This window comes from Sphaerisporangium sp. NPDC004334, from assembly GCF_053602655.1.
In genome coordinates, this window is the sequence record NZ_JBSGDZ010000007.1 from 269,472 (window position 1) to 283,601 (window position 14,130).

The following is a 14,130-nucleotide window of genomic DNA, read 5'->3' on the forward strand; positions in this document are numbered from 1 at the left end:
TGTATCCATGTATCGATCCTTTGTTCGCACACGGGGTCGCCAGGCAGGTGGGTGAGACAGCCGGGGGAGGACGATCCGCTCCCCCGCGATCGACGCGATCGCCGCCGCGGGCCTCCGGCCGGAGAGCCCCGCGGTCCGGCCGGGGGAGTGGGATGACAGACAGAGCCGTCACGGGCGGGCCGCGCGCGCCCGAGCTGAGCGCCGCCGCCGTGAGCGACCGCTTCCGCCTGTTCAACTTCACCCGGCGCGACGACCACCTGGTCTACCTGTGGGTGCTGCGCGCGATGGACGCCCTGAGGGCCGTCCACCAGATGCAGGCCCACCCCGACGACGTCGCCCGCGTGCTCGCCGAGCTGGGCCGCGTGCACGACCAGGTGCCGGCCGCCGAGGAGAACCTCCGCGCCCGCCTGGACGCCCTGGCCGACGACGGCGTCGTCCACCGCCTGGAGGACGCCTCACGGGCGGGCAGCCTGGTCCGTTATCGCAACCGCCAGTCGGTGTACCAGTTCAGCGAGCTCGGCTACCAGGCCTTCGCCGCCGTCGAGGAGGTGCTCGCGGCCCGGCCGCAGGACGCCAACCTCTCCCGCCTGGTGTTCTCCGACATCCTGGACGACCTGCGGGCGCTGGCCGCGGCCAACCGCGCCGGCCACGGCGAGCAGATCTGGCGCCGGCTGTCGCGCCTGGACGGCGTCATGGAGGACATGGCCCGCCGCTCCGCGCGCTTCCACCTCACCCTCGGCGAGATCACCCGCTCCACCGACGCCTCTCCCGAGACCTTCCTGCGCCACAAGAACACCCTGCTCACGCACATGACCGACTTCATGGCCGAGCTCGACCGCTACCTGCCCCGGCTCGACCGGGCCGTCCGCGACGTCGAGCGCACGGGCGTGGCCGCCATGCTGGCCCGGGCCGCCGCGGCCGACGAGCGTCCCTTCCTGCACCAGGACGAGCGCCTTTCGGACTGGCGCCGGCGCTGGGCGGTCCTGCGCGCCTGGTTCGCCGCCGACGGCGGCGAGGCCTCCCGCGCCGCCGAGCTGCGCGCCGCCACCAGGACGGGCGTGTCCGGCGTCATCGCCCTGCTGCGCCAGATCGCCGAGGCTCAGCGCGGCGGGGTCAACCGGTCGACCCAGCTACGCCACCTGGCCGAATGGGTGTTCAACGCCCCCGACGAGGGCGCCGCCCACGCCCTGATGGCCGCCGCCTTCAACACGCGCACGGCCCGCCACCTGGGCGGCGCCCACGAGGACGCCGACGACATCTCGGTCCGCTCCACCTGGTGGGACGCGCCCGGGGTCGAGATCTCGGTGCCGCTGTTCCGCAAGGGCAAGGCTCCCGCGCCGGGCGTCCCGCAGCCGGCGCGCGGAAGGGCCGGCATCCGCGGCGAGCTGCGCCGCCGCCAGGCCTCCCACCGCGCCGCCGAGCGCGAGGCCGCCGGCGGGCTCATCGAGGCGGGCGTGCACGACCGCGTCCTGGACGAGGCCGAGACGCGGGTCGTCCTGCGCCTGCTCACCCGCGCGCTGGAGGCCCGCACCATCGTCGCCGGCCGGCTGCGCGACGCCTCCGGCGGCAACGAGGTGCTCACCGTCCGCCTGGTCCCCGCGGCGCGGGGCAGCTCGGTGCGCACCCCGCACGGCGTCCTGCATCTCCCGGGCCTGCGGCTCGAACTGGCCCCCGCCGCGCACGCGAGGGGAGCGCTGCGATGAGCGCCCGCGGCGCCGCGGCCGGCGTCGCACCCGGCGACCTCGGGTCCTACCAGCACGCCGTGCGGCTCACCCTCACCAACGACCTGATCACCGGCTCCCGCCCGCGCCCCGGCGCGCTGGAGCAGGTCCTGCCGTGGGCCGACCAGCTCACCCGCGATCTGCGCGAGCTGCTCGGCTACACCGTGGTCGCGACCACCCGCCAGGTGCGCGTGGTGCGCCGCCTGGACGTCCTAGACGACACCCAGCGCCACCTGTTCGCCAAGAAGGGCAAGCCGTTCGACCGCCGCCGCCTGGCCTACCTGTGCCTGGTGCTCGCCCTGTTCCAGCGGTCGCGCGTCGAGATCAGCCTGGCCGACCTGGTGCGGGCCTTCGCCCCGGCCGCCGGCGCCATCGAGGGGCTCGGCTTCGACCCGACGCTCGGCGCGCACAAGGCCGCGGTGGTCGACTGCCTCGACTGGCTGGTCGAGCGGGGCGCCCTGCGCATCTCGGACGGCTCGCTGGACTCCTGGGCGCACGACACCGAACGGGGAGACGCCCTGTTCGACATCGACCACGACGTCTGCGCGGTGCTGTTCAAGCCCGCTCGCCCGGTACAGCACCTCACCAGCGCCGCCGGCCTGCTGGAGGGCGCGGACGGCGGCGCGCGTCCCGGCGAGGCGGCCCGCCGGGCCCGCCGCGCCCTGGTCGAGCACCCGGTCGTCTACTTCGGCGAGCTGGAGCCGGAGGTCGCCGAGGAACTGCGCCGCCCCGCCCTGGCCGCCGATCTCGCCCGGCTCACCGGGCTGGTCGTGGAGCGGCGCGCCGAGGGCGTCATGCTGGCAGACCCCGGCGGCCGCTTCACCGACAAGCCCTTCCCGGGCAGGGGAGGGGCGGTGAACAGGGCGGCGGGCCTGCTGCTGGCCAAGATGGCCGACCTGCTGGAGGATCCCGCCGAGCGGGCGGCGCTGCACTTCGCCGAGCCGCCCGCGCGGGCCGCCGACCAGCGCGAGCTGCTCGCGCGCGTCGACGCCGCGCTGCCACGCGCCGGGGTGGTGGAGGCGCTGGCCTGGACGCCGCCCGCCGTCGCCCGCGCGCCCGCCGCGACCGGCGCACCGCCGGCCCCGGTGGCACTGGTCGAGCGGGCCAGGCTGGCGGGCATGATCCACGAACTGTACGACGAGCTGGGCGCGGCGTCGTTCTCGGCCGCCTGGCAGCACGACCCCGAGGGGCTGCTGGAGGCCGCGGTGACGCTGCTGGCCGAACTGCGCCTGGTGCGGCGCCATCCCGGCGGGGTGCTGCTGCTCCCGGCGTTCGCCCGCTACCGCAACATCACACTGGCGTTGCCCGACAAGCACGCCGAGCAGGGCCGGCTCGACCTGGAACCGCCGACGTCTCCCGTGGAGGAACCCTCTTCATGACACCCGCTCTCGGCCGATTCAAACCGTCCCGCGCCGGTGTGATCAACATCTGGGACTACATCGACGAGGAGTTCGTCTTCGCCGACGGGCGTCTGGTGCTGCGCGGGCACAACGGGTCGGGCAAGACCAAGGCCCTTGAGGTGCTGTTCCCCTTCATCCTGGACGGGGTGAGCGACGCCCGGCGCCTTGACCCGTTCAGCGGCGAGAACCGCACGATGAAGTCCAACCTGCTCTACCGCGGCCAGGAGGCCGAGTACGGCTACGTGTGGATGGAGTTCACCCGCGACGACGGCGCGGGGGACGAGGGCGCGCAGGCCGTGACGCTGGTCATCGGCCTGCGGGCCCACCGCCACCGCGACGGCGTCGCCTCCTCGTTCTTCGTGACCGGCAGGCGGGTCGGCGTCGACTTCGGGCTGCTGTCGGCCGACTCCCGGCCGCTCACCGAGAAGCAGCTCAGGGCGTCCCTGGAGCCGGGGGCGCGCTACCGGACGGCCACCGAGTACCGCGCGGCCGTGGACGCCCGCCTGTTCGGGCTCGGCAGAGAACGCTACGCCCAGCTTCTGGACCTGCTGCTGGCGCTGCGCCGCCCGCTGCTGGCGAAAGACCTCGACCCGGTGAAGGTCTCCGACACCCTCAGCGCCGGCCTCAGCCCCATCGACCCGGCGCTGGTCGACCAGGCGGCCCGCGACTTCGAGAACCTCGCCGCCGTGCAGCGCCTGTTCGACGACCTGACCCTCGCCGACGGGGCGGTCAAGGAGTTCCTGGACCACTACACCGCCTACCTGCGCGCCCACATCCGCCACCGGCTCGACCGCGTCGGCGAGCGCGTCGAGGGCGCGGCCGGCGTCGCCGCCCGGGTCGCCCAGGCCGCGGCCGAGCTGCGCCGCGCCCGCGCCGCACGGCAGGAGGCCACCGCCGGTCGCGAGGCCGCGCAGGCCGAGGTCGACCGCTACGACGGCCGGCTGTCGGCGCTCAAGCAGCACGATGCCTACCAGGCCAGGGGAGAGCTCGACGGGCTGCGCCGGCAGGTCGCGGGCGAGAGCGCGGGCATCGACGCCGAGCGGCGGCGCCTGGACCAGGCCCGCGAGCACGTCGCCAGGCTCGGCGCCGAGGCCGCGAAGGTCGCCGGGCGGCTCGCCGGCGCGCGGGCCGATGCCGACCGCCACCTGAACGAGCTGGTCGAGGCCGCCGCACGGGCCGGGGTCGCGGGCGGCGCCGAGATCGCCGAGGCTGCGCCCGAGGAGGGCCTGGCCATGGCCAGGGCCCGCGCCGCCGCACGGCGCGGCGACGTGGAGACCGTGCGCGGCCACCTGGCCGCCCTGGAGGCCGCCGAGGCCCGGCGCAGTCGCGCCGAGCGGTCGGTCCAGGACGCCGACCAGGCCGTGACCGTTGAGCAGGGGGCTCTGGCGTCGGCTCAGGAGACGCTGGAGGAGGCCCGCACGACGGCCTCCGCCGCCTTGTCCCACTGGGCGGCACAGTGGATCACCACCAACCCCGCCGCCGCCAGCGCCCCCGCAACCGCCCCCGCCCCCAGCACCCCCGCCCCCAGCACCCCCGCCCCCAGCACCCCCGCCCCCAGCACCCCCGCAACCGGCCCCGCCGCCTCCGCCCAGCCCGCCGCCTCCGCCACGCTTGACGGTGCCGCGCCCCCCGCCTCCGCCGTGCCTGACCCCGTCGGCTTCGCCGCGTTCGGGGCGTCCGAGCCGCCTGAAGGGTGGGCCGTGGCGACCCCGGCGGACCTCGCCGTGCTGGAACAGACGCTGGCCGCGGCCGGCGAGCCGGGCGCGCCCCGGCTGCCCGAGGCGTTCGGCGAGCTGACCGAGGAGCGCCGCGCCGAGGTGATCGAGGCCAGGGCGCGGGTGCGGGCCGAGCACGCCCGCGTGAGCGCCCTGCTGCGCGACCTGCGCGCCGAACGCGACGCCGTCGCGGCCGAACGCGACGACGCCCCGCCCGGCGAGGCGGGGCACTCCGGCGACCGCGGAGGCGGAGAAGGCCAGGGGCGTCCCGCCGGCCGGGGCCGATCAGGAGATCGGCAGGCGACCGCCGGGGAGGGCTGGGCGACAGCCGGTGAGCGGCGGGCGATCGCTGCGGAAGAGCCACGGGCCGCTGGGGACGAGCCACGGGCCGCCGTAGATGGGGCGGCGACCGCCGGGGAGGAGCGGGCGGGGGCGCCGTTGTGGCGGCTGGTGCGGTTCGCCGACGGGGTGGACGAGCGGGCCGCCGCCGGTGTCGAGGGCGCGCTGGAGGGCGCCGGGCTGCTCACCGCGTGGATTCACCCCGACCCCGCGCTGACCATGGCCGAGCTGGCCGCCGGCGCGTCGGGCCGCTACCTGGTGGCCCTCCCCGAGGAGCGCCGCCCCGGCGGCCGCACGCTCGCCGCCGTCCTGATCGCCGAAGACCAGGACATGGTGCCCCCCGAGGTCGTCGAGGCCATCTTGCGCTCGATCGCCCTCGGCGACGACCTGGCCGGCGCCTTCCCGGTGGTCAGCACCGACGCCCGGTACGGCCTCGGGCCGCACCTCGGCGGCCGGCCCAAGGCGGCGGCCGAGTACATCGGGGCCACGGCCCGCGCGGCGCGCCGCGCGTCCCGCCTGGCCGGCTACGACCGGCTCATCGCCGAGCGTGCCGCCGCCCTGACGGGGCTGGAGGAGGAGTCCGAGCGTCTCGCCGCGCTCGTGGCCGGCTTCGGCCGTGCCAGGAAGGAGCTGCCCGGCACCGCGCCGGTCGTCGCGGCGGCGCGCGGCCTCGCCGACCGGGCCACCCGCCTGGCGGTGGCCCGCGCGCGGCTGGAGCAGGCCGGCGGGGAGCTCGACGGGATGGTCGCCGAGGTCGGCGCGGCCGGCCGCAGGCTCCGCCAGGCCGCCGCCGAGCTGTCGATGCCGCGCGACCCGCGCGAAGTGGACGCCGTCGCGCAGGCCCTGGACGACCTCACCCGCGCGGCCGAGGGGCTGCGCGCCGAGCGCGACAAGGCCGCCACCGCGCAGGGAGACCTCGCCGAGCGCGAGCGGACGGCCGAGCGGCTGGGCGGTGAGCACGCCGAGGCCGCCGCGGCGCTCGCCGCCCGGGAGGCCGCCCACGCGGTGCTGGCCGAGCGGCTGGAGACGCTCGAGCGCACCTTCGACGCCGACCTGCGCGACGTGCTCGGCCGCATCGCCGAGACCGAAGGGCTGATCGAACGGGCGCGCGCGGCCCGCGACGAGCGCGACCGCGCCGCCACCAGGGAGCGCGAGGCCGAGGTCCTGGCGGGGGCCGAGCTGGAACACGCCCGCGAGTCGCTGACCGGCGCCTTCGAGGCGCTGGCCGGGCAGGTCGCCGAGTTGGTCCCCTACACCCAGGCCGACCTGCGCCCGCTCGCCGGCGTCGCCGACACCACCCCGTGGCCGAGGGAGAACGACCCCCGGGGGCCCGAGCAGGCCGCCAAGTCCGTCGCCGACCTCATGCTCGAAGATCCCGCGCCCGGCCCGCTGGAGAGCGTCCGCGCCACCCTGCCTCCCGACGCCCTGACGATCATCGACGCCTTCGAGGCGGCGACCGGGGGAGGGCGCGCCGTCACCGAGGCCACCCTGAAGAACACCCTCGATCGCGTCTCCAACGGGCTTCGCGACTTCCAGGCGGCACTGGAGCGGTGCCAGGAGGACTACCGGCTCGACTGGGAGCCCGGCGCGGTGCTGACCGTCCACGTGATCGACGCCGACGGGCGGGTTCCGGTGGCGGCCTTCGCCCGCGGGGTCGCCGAGCGCGCCGCCGAGCAGGGCGTCCTGCTGGAGGACCGCGAGCGCACCGTCCTCGAGGACGAGCTGCTCACGGGGCTGGCCCGGCAGATCCACGCCCGCGTCGCCGCCGCCAGGGAACTGGTGCGCGGCATGAACGCCGACACCCGGTCCAAGCCGATGTCCTCGGGCACGACGATCGGCATCCGCTGGGTGCAGTCCGACCGCATCGACGACGCGCAGCGCGCGGTGGCGGGGCTGCTGGTGCGCGACGCCGACGCCCTGGGACGGCAGGGGCTCGCGACGCTGCGCGGGCACCTGCGGCGGATGATCAGGGACCACCGGGGCCGCCACTCGCGGGCCACCTACAAGGAGGCGCTCGCCGCGGCGCTGGACTACCGCTCCTGGTACACCTTCGAGCTGCTGATGGCCCGGCGCGGCGAGCCGGAGGTGCGGCTGACCCGGGCCAGGCACTCGCAGATGTCCGGCGGGGAGAAGTCCGCCTCGATCCACCTGCCCCTGTTCGCCGCCGCCAACGCGCTGTACTCCTCGGGGCGGGCCTCGTGCCCGCGGGTGATCGCGCTGGACGAGGCGTTCGCCGGCATCGACGACAACTACAAGCCCGAGCTGCTCGGCCTGACCGTGCGCTTCGGCCTGGACCTGCTCATGACCGGCCACGACCTGTGGTGCACCTACCCGACCGTCCCGATGATCGCCCACTACGACCTGATGCACGACAGCGAGCTGCGCACGGTCTCGACGATCCTCGCGCTGTGGGACGGCGCCCAGGTGTTCGACGCCGACGCGGGATACGCCGGCAACGACGAGCTGGTGGAGGAGCTGCTCGGCTTCACCCCCCGCCGCCACGTGCCCCCTGGGTCCGCCCAGGAGGCCCTGTACGCCGACGAGGAGGACGAGGAGGAGTGGGGCTCAGCGGTTCCGGCCGAGGTAAACGGACCGAATCCGGAAAAACGGACTCCTTAAATTAATTCCACAAAGATGTGTCAACCCCACCAGAGCGGGCACGCGAACCCTCGGCAGAGACCGCATAACGCCACTCACTCTCATGGGATAGCTATGGTCATCCAGGACACCCTCATACCGGCCGTTTCGTGGCTGCGCCGTGCCGCCTGCCGCGGTGAGGACCCCGAGCTGTTCTTCCCGATCTCGGCGAAGGGTCCCGGTTACGCCCAGCACGAACGGGCGAAGGCCGTGTGCCGCCGCTGCCCGGTGCGGAACGCGTGCCTGGACTACGCGGTGCGGACCGGCCAGGAACACGGCATTTGGGGAGGGACCGACCCCGACGAGCGCCGGGCCAGCCTGGCCAGGAGCCGCGACAAGTTCGTGCGCACCGGTTAGCGCCGTGCCCGGACGGCCGGGCCGGGCCCGGCCTTCGCGTCATGCCGGGGCCGGCGGCGGGTGCGGCCGCACCCGCGGGGCGGGGTCATTTCAGCGCGCCCGCGGTGAGGCCGGCCTGGATCTGGCGCTGGAAGACCGTGTAGACGATCAACATCGGCAGGATCGCCATGCTGAGCGCGGCGAACAGCGCCGACCAGTCGGCGTCGTACCCTGCCGAGGTGGAGATGTCGGCGATGCCCTGAGTGAGCACCCACTTGTCCTTGGCCTGGCCGCTGAGCAGCACCAGGGGGATCTGGTACTGGTTCCACTGCCCGAGGACGTTGAAGATCGTGATGCTGACGATGCCCGGCCGGGCCATGGGAAGCATGATCTGGAAGAACACCCTGCTGTGGGAGGCGCCGTCCACGAACGCCGCCTCGGCGACCGCCTCGGGCAGCGTGCGGAAGAACGCCGACAGGAAGAAGACGGTGAAGGGCAGCGAGTAGGCGATGTACACCAGCACCAGCCCGCCGTGGGTGTCCAGGCCGATGAACCGGCCGATCACCGGCACGGCGCCCATGTTCTGCACCACGAAGAACAGCGGGGTCAGCGCCAGGTAGACGGGGAAGGCCAGCCCCGAGACGAACAGCAGGTAGATCGCCCGGTTGCCGCGGAACCGGTAGCGCGCCAGCACGTAGGCCGCCATCGACCCCAGCAGCATGGTGCCGAACGTGCCGAACCCGACGACGATGACGCTGTTGATCATGTAACGGCCGATGTGGGCGGTGTCCCACGCGCGGGCCCAGTTGTCCCAGCGCAGCGCCGCGGGCAGCGACCACGCGCTGCCGAAGATCTCGTCCTCGCTCTTGACCGAGGCCAGGAACGTCCACAGGATCGGCACCGCCACCAGGACCGTCCACACGATCAGCGCCAGGTGGGACAGCCCTGACAGCGGCCCGAGGCGAGCCCTGCGCCGCTCCCGCGACGCGCTCCGGCCGAGCGTCACCTTGCCTGCCTGCGAAACCATGTCGCCAGGCCTCCCTCTAGAACTCGATGCGCTCGCGCCGCGACAGGCGCAGGGTCAGTGCCGCGAAGGCGACCGTGAAGAAGAACAGCACCACGCCCAGGGCCGAGGCGTAGCCGAACCTGAAGTACTGGAAGGCGTTGCGGTAGATCTCGGCGGCCATCACGGTCGTGGAGTGGTCGGGGCCGCCGTGCTCGGCGGTCATCACCCACACGATGGCGAAGACGTCCAGCGCGGCGATGCCGAGGTAGACCAGCCCCACCTGGACGGTGTCCCACAGCAGCGGCATGGTGACCTGGAAGAACAGCTGGGCGCGGCCGGCGCCGTCGATGCGCGCGGCCTCGTACATCTCACGGGGTATGGAGGCCATGCCCGCGGAGAACAGCACCACGTAGAACCCGACCGCCTGCCAGACCAGCACGCCGAGTATCGACCAGAACGCCACGTCCGGGTTGGACAGGAAGCCGACCGGGTCCAGCCCGAGCGCCATCAGGGGGGCGTTCAGCATGCCGCTCCTGTCCGGCCGGAACACCTGCTGGAACAGCACCGCGACGATCGCGACCGCCAGCACCTGGGGGAAGAAGAACACCACGCGGTAGAAGCGGGCGCCGGACACCCCGCCGTGCCCGCCGCCGGACTCCCCGCCCGCGTTGAGCAGGAAGGCGAAGAACAGGGCGATGACGATGGTCAGCAGCGGCAGCAGCACCAGCAGCAGCGCGTTGTGGCCGACGGCGGTCCAGAACACCGAGTCGGCGAACAGCCGGCGGAAGTTCTCCAGCCCGATGAACCGCGGGCTGGCGCTCACCCCGCGCCAGTCGGTCATCGCGATGTAGAACGCCTGCGCGTAGGGCGCGATCACGTAGGTCACGTACAGCGCCACCGGGAGCACCAGGAAGCCCGCGATGAACCGCGCCCGGAGGAGGCCGGCCTTGCGGATCACGGCGAACCGTCCGGGCGCCGGTTGGGGGCCGAGCTGGACATGGGACATCTGCTTTCTGTCGATGACGGCGGACGGCGGCCCCGCCCGCGGGGCGGCCTGGCGTGCCCGGCGGACGCGCGGGACGGGGGAGGGGCCGCGGCCCCTCCCGCCCATGATCTCAGCGGGTGAACTTCTTCACCGAGGAGTCGCCCTTGATCTCGTCGGCCTTGTTCTGGCACCGGTCGGCCCACTCGCCGACCTTCAGCCGGCCCGCCATGAGCTGGCCGGTGGCGGCGGCCACCTCGTCGTGCAGCGGCTGGTACCACTGGCGGAAGCGGAAGTAGGTGGTGTTGGCGCCGGCGTTCTGCAGCGCCGTCGCCGCGGCTTCCAGACCCGGCGTCAGCTTGCGGCCCTGTGAGGCGCCCTTGACCACGGTCAGCGTGCTGAGCAGCTCGCTGAACTTGCCGGCCCCCTCTTTGGACAGCATGGCACGCATGTACTCCATGCCCGCGCGGGGGTTGGCCGACCTGGCGGCCACGAAGTACTCCTCGCCCGGCCGGGAGTGCACCGTGCCGTAGGGCAGGGCGTCGGAGGCGGAGAAGGACGGGAGCGGGAACATCGCGTAGTGGAAGTCCGCCGGCGTGGAGTCCTTCTGCTCGTTCTCCAGCCACGACCCGCAGGGCAGCATGGCCACCTGGTACTTGTTGTGCGCGGTCTGGGTCTGGATGTGGTCCAGGCCCTCGGTGCCCTGCAGCAGGTACTTGGCGCCGATCTCGGCGAAGGCGCCCGCGGCCTTGGCGACCGGCTCGGCCTTCCACGCCCCGTCGGCCAGGTTGTCGATGTTCTTCAGCACCTCGACGCCGCCGATCTTGGCGGCGAGGGTGAGGATGGTCTCGTAGATGTAGAACGGGTGCTTGCCGGCGTAGGTGAACGGCGCGCACTTGCCGGACTTCTTGATCTGCTCGCAGAGCGCGGTGAACTCCTCCCAGGTCTTGGGCACCTGCCAGCCGTTGTCGTCGAACAGCTTCTTGGAGTACCAGATGCCCCACACCGTGTTGGCGTACTCGAGGACGCAGTACTTGCCGTCGTAGGTGCCGAGCTCGATGGCCGAGGGCAGAATGGTGTCGCGCACCTTGACGTTCGGATCGTCCCAGCTCGGGGCGTCGAGCAGGGGGGAGAGGTCCTGCAACTGCCCGTCCTGGGCCAGGGCGCCGAAGTCCATCGAGTTGTCGCCGGAGTTGTTGACGAACTCCGGCGGGTTGCCGCCGGCGAACCTCGGCTGCAGGGTCTTGGCGATCTCCTTGGTCGCGGTGTGCTTGATCTCGACCTTGGGGTGCTTGGTCTTGAAGAGCGGCTCGTGGATGGTCCTGGCGTAGGCGTCGCCGTACCCGCCGTCGAAGATCACCACCTCGAAGGGCTTGTCCTCGGCGAGTCCGAGCGGGTTGGCCGCGCTGGTGGGCCCGGTGGCCTGGGGCGCCGGGCCGGAGGGGCCGCCGCCGCCCGCCGGGGTCGCGCACGACGACAGCGTGCCGGCGGCCGGGATCAGCAGTCCCGCGAGGGCGGCGCTGCGCAGCAGCTCGCGCCGGGTGACAGGGTTTTGCGCCATCAGTCCTCCTGGGGGGCGGGAGTCCCGGACCGCCGTCCCGGGGCCCGTGAGGCGGGCCCCGGCACGCCGGGCGGTTCTCTGGTCGAACCTGGTCGGGTCGTGTGCGGGTGGAAGGTCGCCTGGGCCTCGCGGACCGCGCGGCCCCAGCGCGGTCATCCGCCGCGGCGGATGCGTCCGGCGTAGCGGGCTTCCAGTGCCCGGTTGTGCTCGTCGCCGCCGAGGACGTTGGCCGAGCGGTAGATCGGCGGCGCCTCGCCGGCCTCCAGCAGTTCCCTGACCACCTCGGCGACGACCATCTGCGCGAGCAGGGCCGAGGTGATCGTCGACACCGCTCCGAAGGTGCCGCCGCCCGGGAGCGGGATGACGGCGTCTCCGTACGGGGCGCCGTTGTCCAGCACCACGTCGGCGAGGTCGAGCAGTTTGAGCCCGGTGGGGTGGCGGGACTTCATCTCGGAGCTGTGCCGCACCGAGGTCAGGGCGACGAGCTTGTGCCCGCGCTCCTTGACGATCGAGGCCAGTTCCACCACCGAGCCGTTCACCCCCGAGCTGGAGATCATGACGAAGGCGTCCTGCGGCCGCACCGGCGCCAGCTCGTAGATGCGCCGGGCGATCGAGGGGTCGCGTTCGAGCTCCGGCGAGCCGAGCAGGCCGGGCGGCTCCCCGCCGTACAGCACCAGGTCGCGCAGGGCCAGCCGGTTGGTGGGCACGAGCCCGCCGGCCCGCCCGGCGATCTCCATCGCGATCGCCTCGGAGTGGCCGGAGCCGAACGCCTGGATCACCCCGTCGCCGCGCAGGCAGGCGCACAGCAGCGTCGCGGCGTCGCGCACGGCCTGCTCTTGGCCGGCGGCGACCTCGCGCACCAGCGTCTCGACCTTCTGGACGTAGGCGGCGGCACTGATGTCCAATTCTCTCAGCTCCTCTCCACGCGGTGGCCTTCGACGGCCCTGATCGTCAGCTCGAACGCCTGGTCGGCGCGCTCGAAGGTGCGCTGGGCGACCGCGACGTACACCACGTCGAGGACGAGCAGCTGCGAGTGGACGGCGGCCAGGCCGCCGGGGCGGAACGTCGTCGCCCGGCTGGCGGTGGTCAGCACCAGGTCGGCGGCCTCGGCCAGCGGCGAGCGGGCGAAGGAGGTCACCGCCACGGTGGTCGCGCCGTGCTTGGCGGCCTCGGCGAGGGATTCCAGCACCTCGCGGGTGCGGCCCCGGTGGGAGATGCCGATGGCGACGTCGCCCCGGCCGAGCAGCGCCGCGTCGGCGAGCGCGTCGTGCGGGTCGGTGAAGCTCCAGCAGGGCACCCGGATGCGGCGCAGGCGGCCCTCCAGCATGCCGGCCACGGCGCCGCTGGCCGACACGCCGAACAGCAGCACCCGGCCGGCGGCCAGCACGGCGTCGGCGACCTTGCCGACCACGGCCAGGTCGAGCTGGGCCGCGGTCTCCTGGATGAGGCGGGTGTCGGCCGCGGCCACCACCTCCACCACCGACTCCAGGGCGTCGGCGGGGCCGATCTCCCGGCCGACCCCCGCGCCCCAGTGCGCCTGGGCGGCGCGGCCGGTCTCGGTCGCGAGCGCCACCCGCAGCCCGGCGTACCCGGCGAAGCCGAACAGGCGGCAGAACCGGGTCACCGTCGCCGGGGAGCTGCCGCTGCGGCCGGCCAGCGCGGTGATCGTCGAGCGCGCAGCCAGGGCAGGATCCTCCATGATCGCCTCACCGACACGCCGGAGGGCCTCGGGCAGTCCAGGCAGTTCCGTCTGGATCCGGCCCAGCGCACCTCCGGTCACGGCCGTTCCTTTCACCGATGAGTGATCGGATGAAAATAATTGCCCACGGCGGGCGTGATTAGCAAGGACGGTTTCATCACAAGTTCGGCTCGCCCCTCTTGCGCCCGCCCGCGCGGGGCGCCGCGCCCGTGGCGGCGTCCACGTCCGCGCCGTCGCCCGTGCGGCCGGGCCGTCGCGCGCACCCTCGCGCGTGCCCGCTCCGTCAGTGGCCGTCGCCGAGGCGGCGGCACTGGGCGGCGTCGGCGTCGAGGATGGTGCCGAGCAGGCCGGGGAACAGCTCGTCGAGGTCCTCGCGGCGGAGCCGGTTCATCTTCGCCGTGCCCCGGTAGATCTGACAGATCACCCCGGCCTCGCGCAGGACGCGGAAGTGGTGGGTGGAGGTGGACTTGGTGACCACCAGGTCGATGGCCGAGCACGGCGCCTCGCCGTCACGGCCGAGCGTGGCCAGGTAGCGCACGATCTGCAGGCGCATGGGGTCGGAGAGCGCGTGCAGCACCGCCTCCAGCCGGATCTCCCCGCACTGAGGATGCTCCAGCTCTCTGGCGGACGTCGACGTCACGGTGTTCCCTCCTTCGATCAGTGACCCATTGTACGACGGTCGCCGTAGTTTGACACTTACCGTAGTACGTCATGTATCGTACAAGCTGCCGCCC

At 73.7% G+C, this 14,130-nt stretch carries 10 protein-coding genes; 4 read left to right on the forward strand and 6 right to left on the reverse strand.

Features of this window, described 5'->3' with window-relative positions:
- Positions 1 to 152 precede the first annotated feature (152 nt).
- The 4 genes from ACWEN6_RS11235 (at position 153) to ACWEN6_RS11250 (ending at position 8,169) form a co-directional block, all read left to right on the forward strand.
- Positions 153 to 1,703, forward strand: coding sequence for a TIGR02677 family protein (locus tag ACWEN6_RS11235; protein WP_452570072.1), 1,551 nt, complete (start codon positions 153 to 155; stop codon positions 1,701 to 1,703).
- On the forward strand, positions 1,700 to 3,100 hold the full coding sequence (locus tag ACWEN6_RS11240) for a DUF2398 family protein (RefSeq protein ID WP_452570073.1): 1,401 nt from the start codon (positions 1,700 to 1,702) through the stop codon (positions 3,098 to 3,100). The genes ACWEN6_RS11235 and ACWEN6_RS11240 overlap by 4 nt, the downstream gene beginning before the upstream one ends.
- Complete coding sequence (locus ACWEN6_RS11245; RefSeq protein WP_452570074.1) at positions 3,097 to 7,794, forward strand: SbcC/MukB-like Walker B domain-containing protein; 4,698 nt, start codon at positions 3,097 to 3,099, stop codon at positions 7,792 to 7,794. The genes ACWEN6_RS11240 and ACWEN6_RS11245 overlap by 4 nt, the downstream gene beginning before the upstream one ends.
- Positions 7,795 to 7,887: 93 nt before the next feature.
- A complete protein-coding gene (locus tag ACWEN6_RS11250) occupies positions 7,888 to 8,169 on the forward strand; it encodes a WhiB family transcriptional regulator (protein WP_452570075.1) in 282 nt (93 codons plus the stop codon).
- A gap of 85 nt (positions 8,170 to 8,254) precedes the next feature.
- On the opposite strand, the gene ACWEN6_RS11255 is transcribed toward ACWEN6_RS11250, so the two are convergent.
- The 6 genes from ACWEN6_RS11255 to ACWEN6_RS11280 form a co-directional block, all read right to left on the reverse strand.
- A complete protein-coding gene (locus ACWEN6_RS11255; protein WP_354835527.1) occupies positions 8,255 to 9,175 on the reverse strand; it encodes a carbohydrate ABC transporter permease in 921 nt (306 codons plus the stop codon).
- Positions 9,176 to 9,191: 16 nt separating this feature from the next.
- Entirely contained in the window at positions 9,192 to 10,160 is a 969-nt protein-coding gene (locus ACWEN6_RS11260; RefSeq protein WP_452570076.1) for a carbohydrate ABC transporter permease, read from the reverse strand.
- Positions 10,161 to 10,269: 109 nt separating this feature from the next.
- Complete coding sequence (ngcE, locus tag ACWEN6_RS11265) at positions 10,270 to 11,697, reverse strand: N-acetylglucosamine/diacetylchitobiose ABC transporter substrate-binding protein (protein WP_452570077.1); 1,428 nt, start codon at positions 11,695 to 11,697, stop codon at positions 10,270 to 10,272.
- A 152-nt stretch (positions 11,698 to 11,849) separates the two neighbouring features.
- Complete coding sequence (locus ACWEN6_RS11270; protein WP_452570078.1) at positions 11,850 to 12,602, reverse strand: sugar isomerase domain-containing protein; 753 nt, start codon at positions 12,600 to 12,602, stop codon at positions 11,850 to 11,852.
- A 5-nt stretch (positions 12,603 to 12,607) separates the two neighbouring features.
- A complete protein-coding gene (locus ACWEN6_RS11275) occupies positions 12,608 to 13,477 on the reverse strand; it encodes a MurR/RpiR family transcriptional regulator (RefSeq protein WP_452570079.1) in 870 nt (289 codons plus the stop codon).
- A gap of 202 nt (positions 13,478 to 13,679) precedes the next feature.
- Positions 13,680 to 14,036: an ArsR/SmtB family transcription factor gene (locus ACWEN6_RS11280; RefSeq protein ID WP_452570080.1), complete on the reverse strand. Its 357-nt coding sequence runs from the start codon at positions 14,034 to 14,036 to the stop codon at positions 13,680 to 13,682.
- Positions 14,037 to 14,130 lie beyond the last annotated feature (94 nt).

Coding starts and splice junctions, on each gene's coding strand:
- ACWEN6_RS11235 (WP_452570072.1), top strand. CDS start 153: ATGACAGACAGAGCCGTCACGGGCGGGCCGCGCGCGCCCGAGCTGAGC.
- ACWEN6_RS11240 (WP_452570073.1), top strand. CDS start 1,700: ATGAGCGCCCGCGGCGCCGCGGCCGGCGTCGCACCCGGCGACCTCGGG.
- ACWEN6_RS11245 (WP_452570074.1), top strand. CDS start 3,097: ATGACACCCGCTCTCGGCCGATTCAAACCGTCCCGCGCCGGTGTGATC.
- ACWEN6_RS11250 (WP_452570075.1), top strand. CDS start 7,888: ATGGTCATCCAGGACACCCTCATACCGGCCGTTTCGTGGCTGCGCCGT.
- ACWEN6_RS11255 (WP_354835527.1), bottom strand. CDS start 9,175: ATGGTTTCGCAGGCAGGCAAGGTGACGCTCGGCCGGAGCGCGTCGCGG.
- ACWEN6_RS11260 (WP_452570076.1), bottom strand. CDS start 10,160: ATGTCCCATGTCCAGCTCGGCCCCCAACCGGCGCCCGGACGGTTCGCC.
- ngcE (WP_452570077.1), bottom strand. CDS start 11,697: ATGGCGCAAAACCCTGTCACCCGGCGCGAGCTGCTGCGCAGCGCCGCC.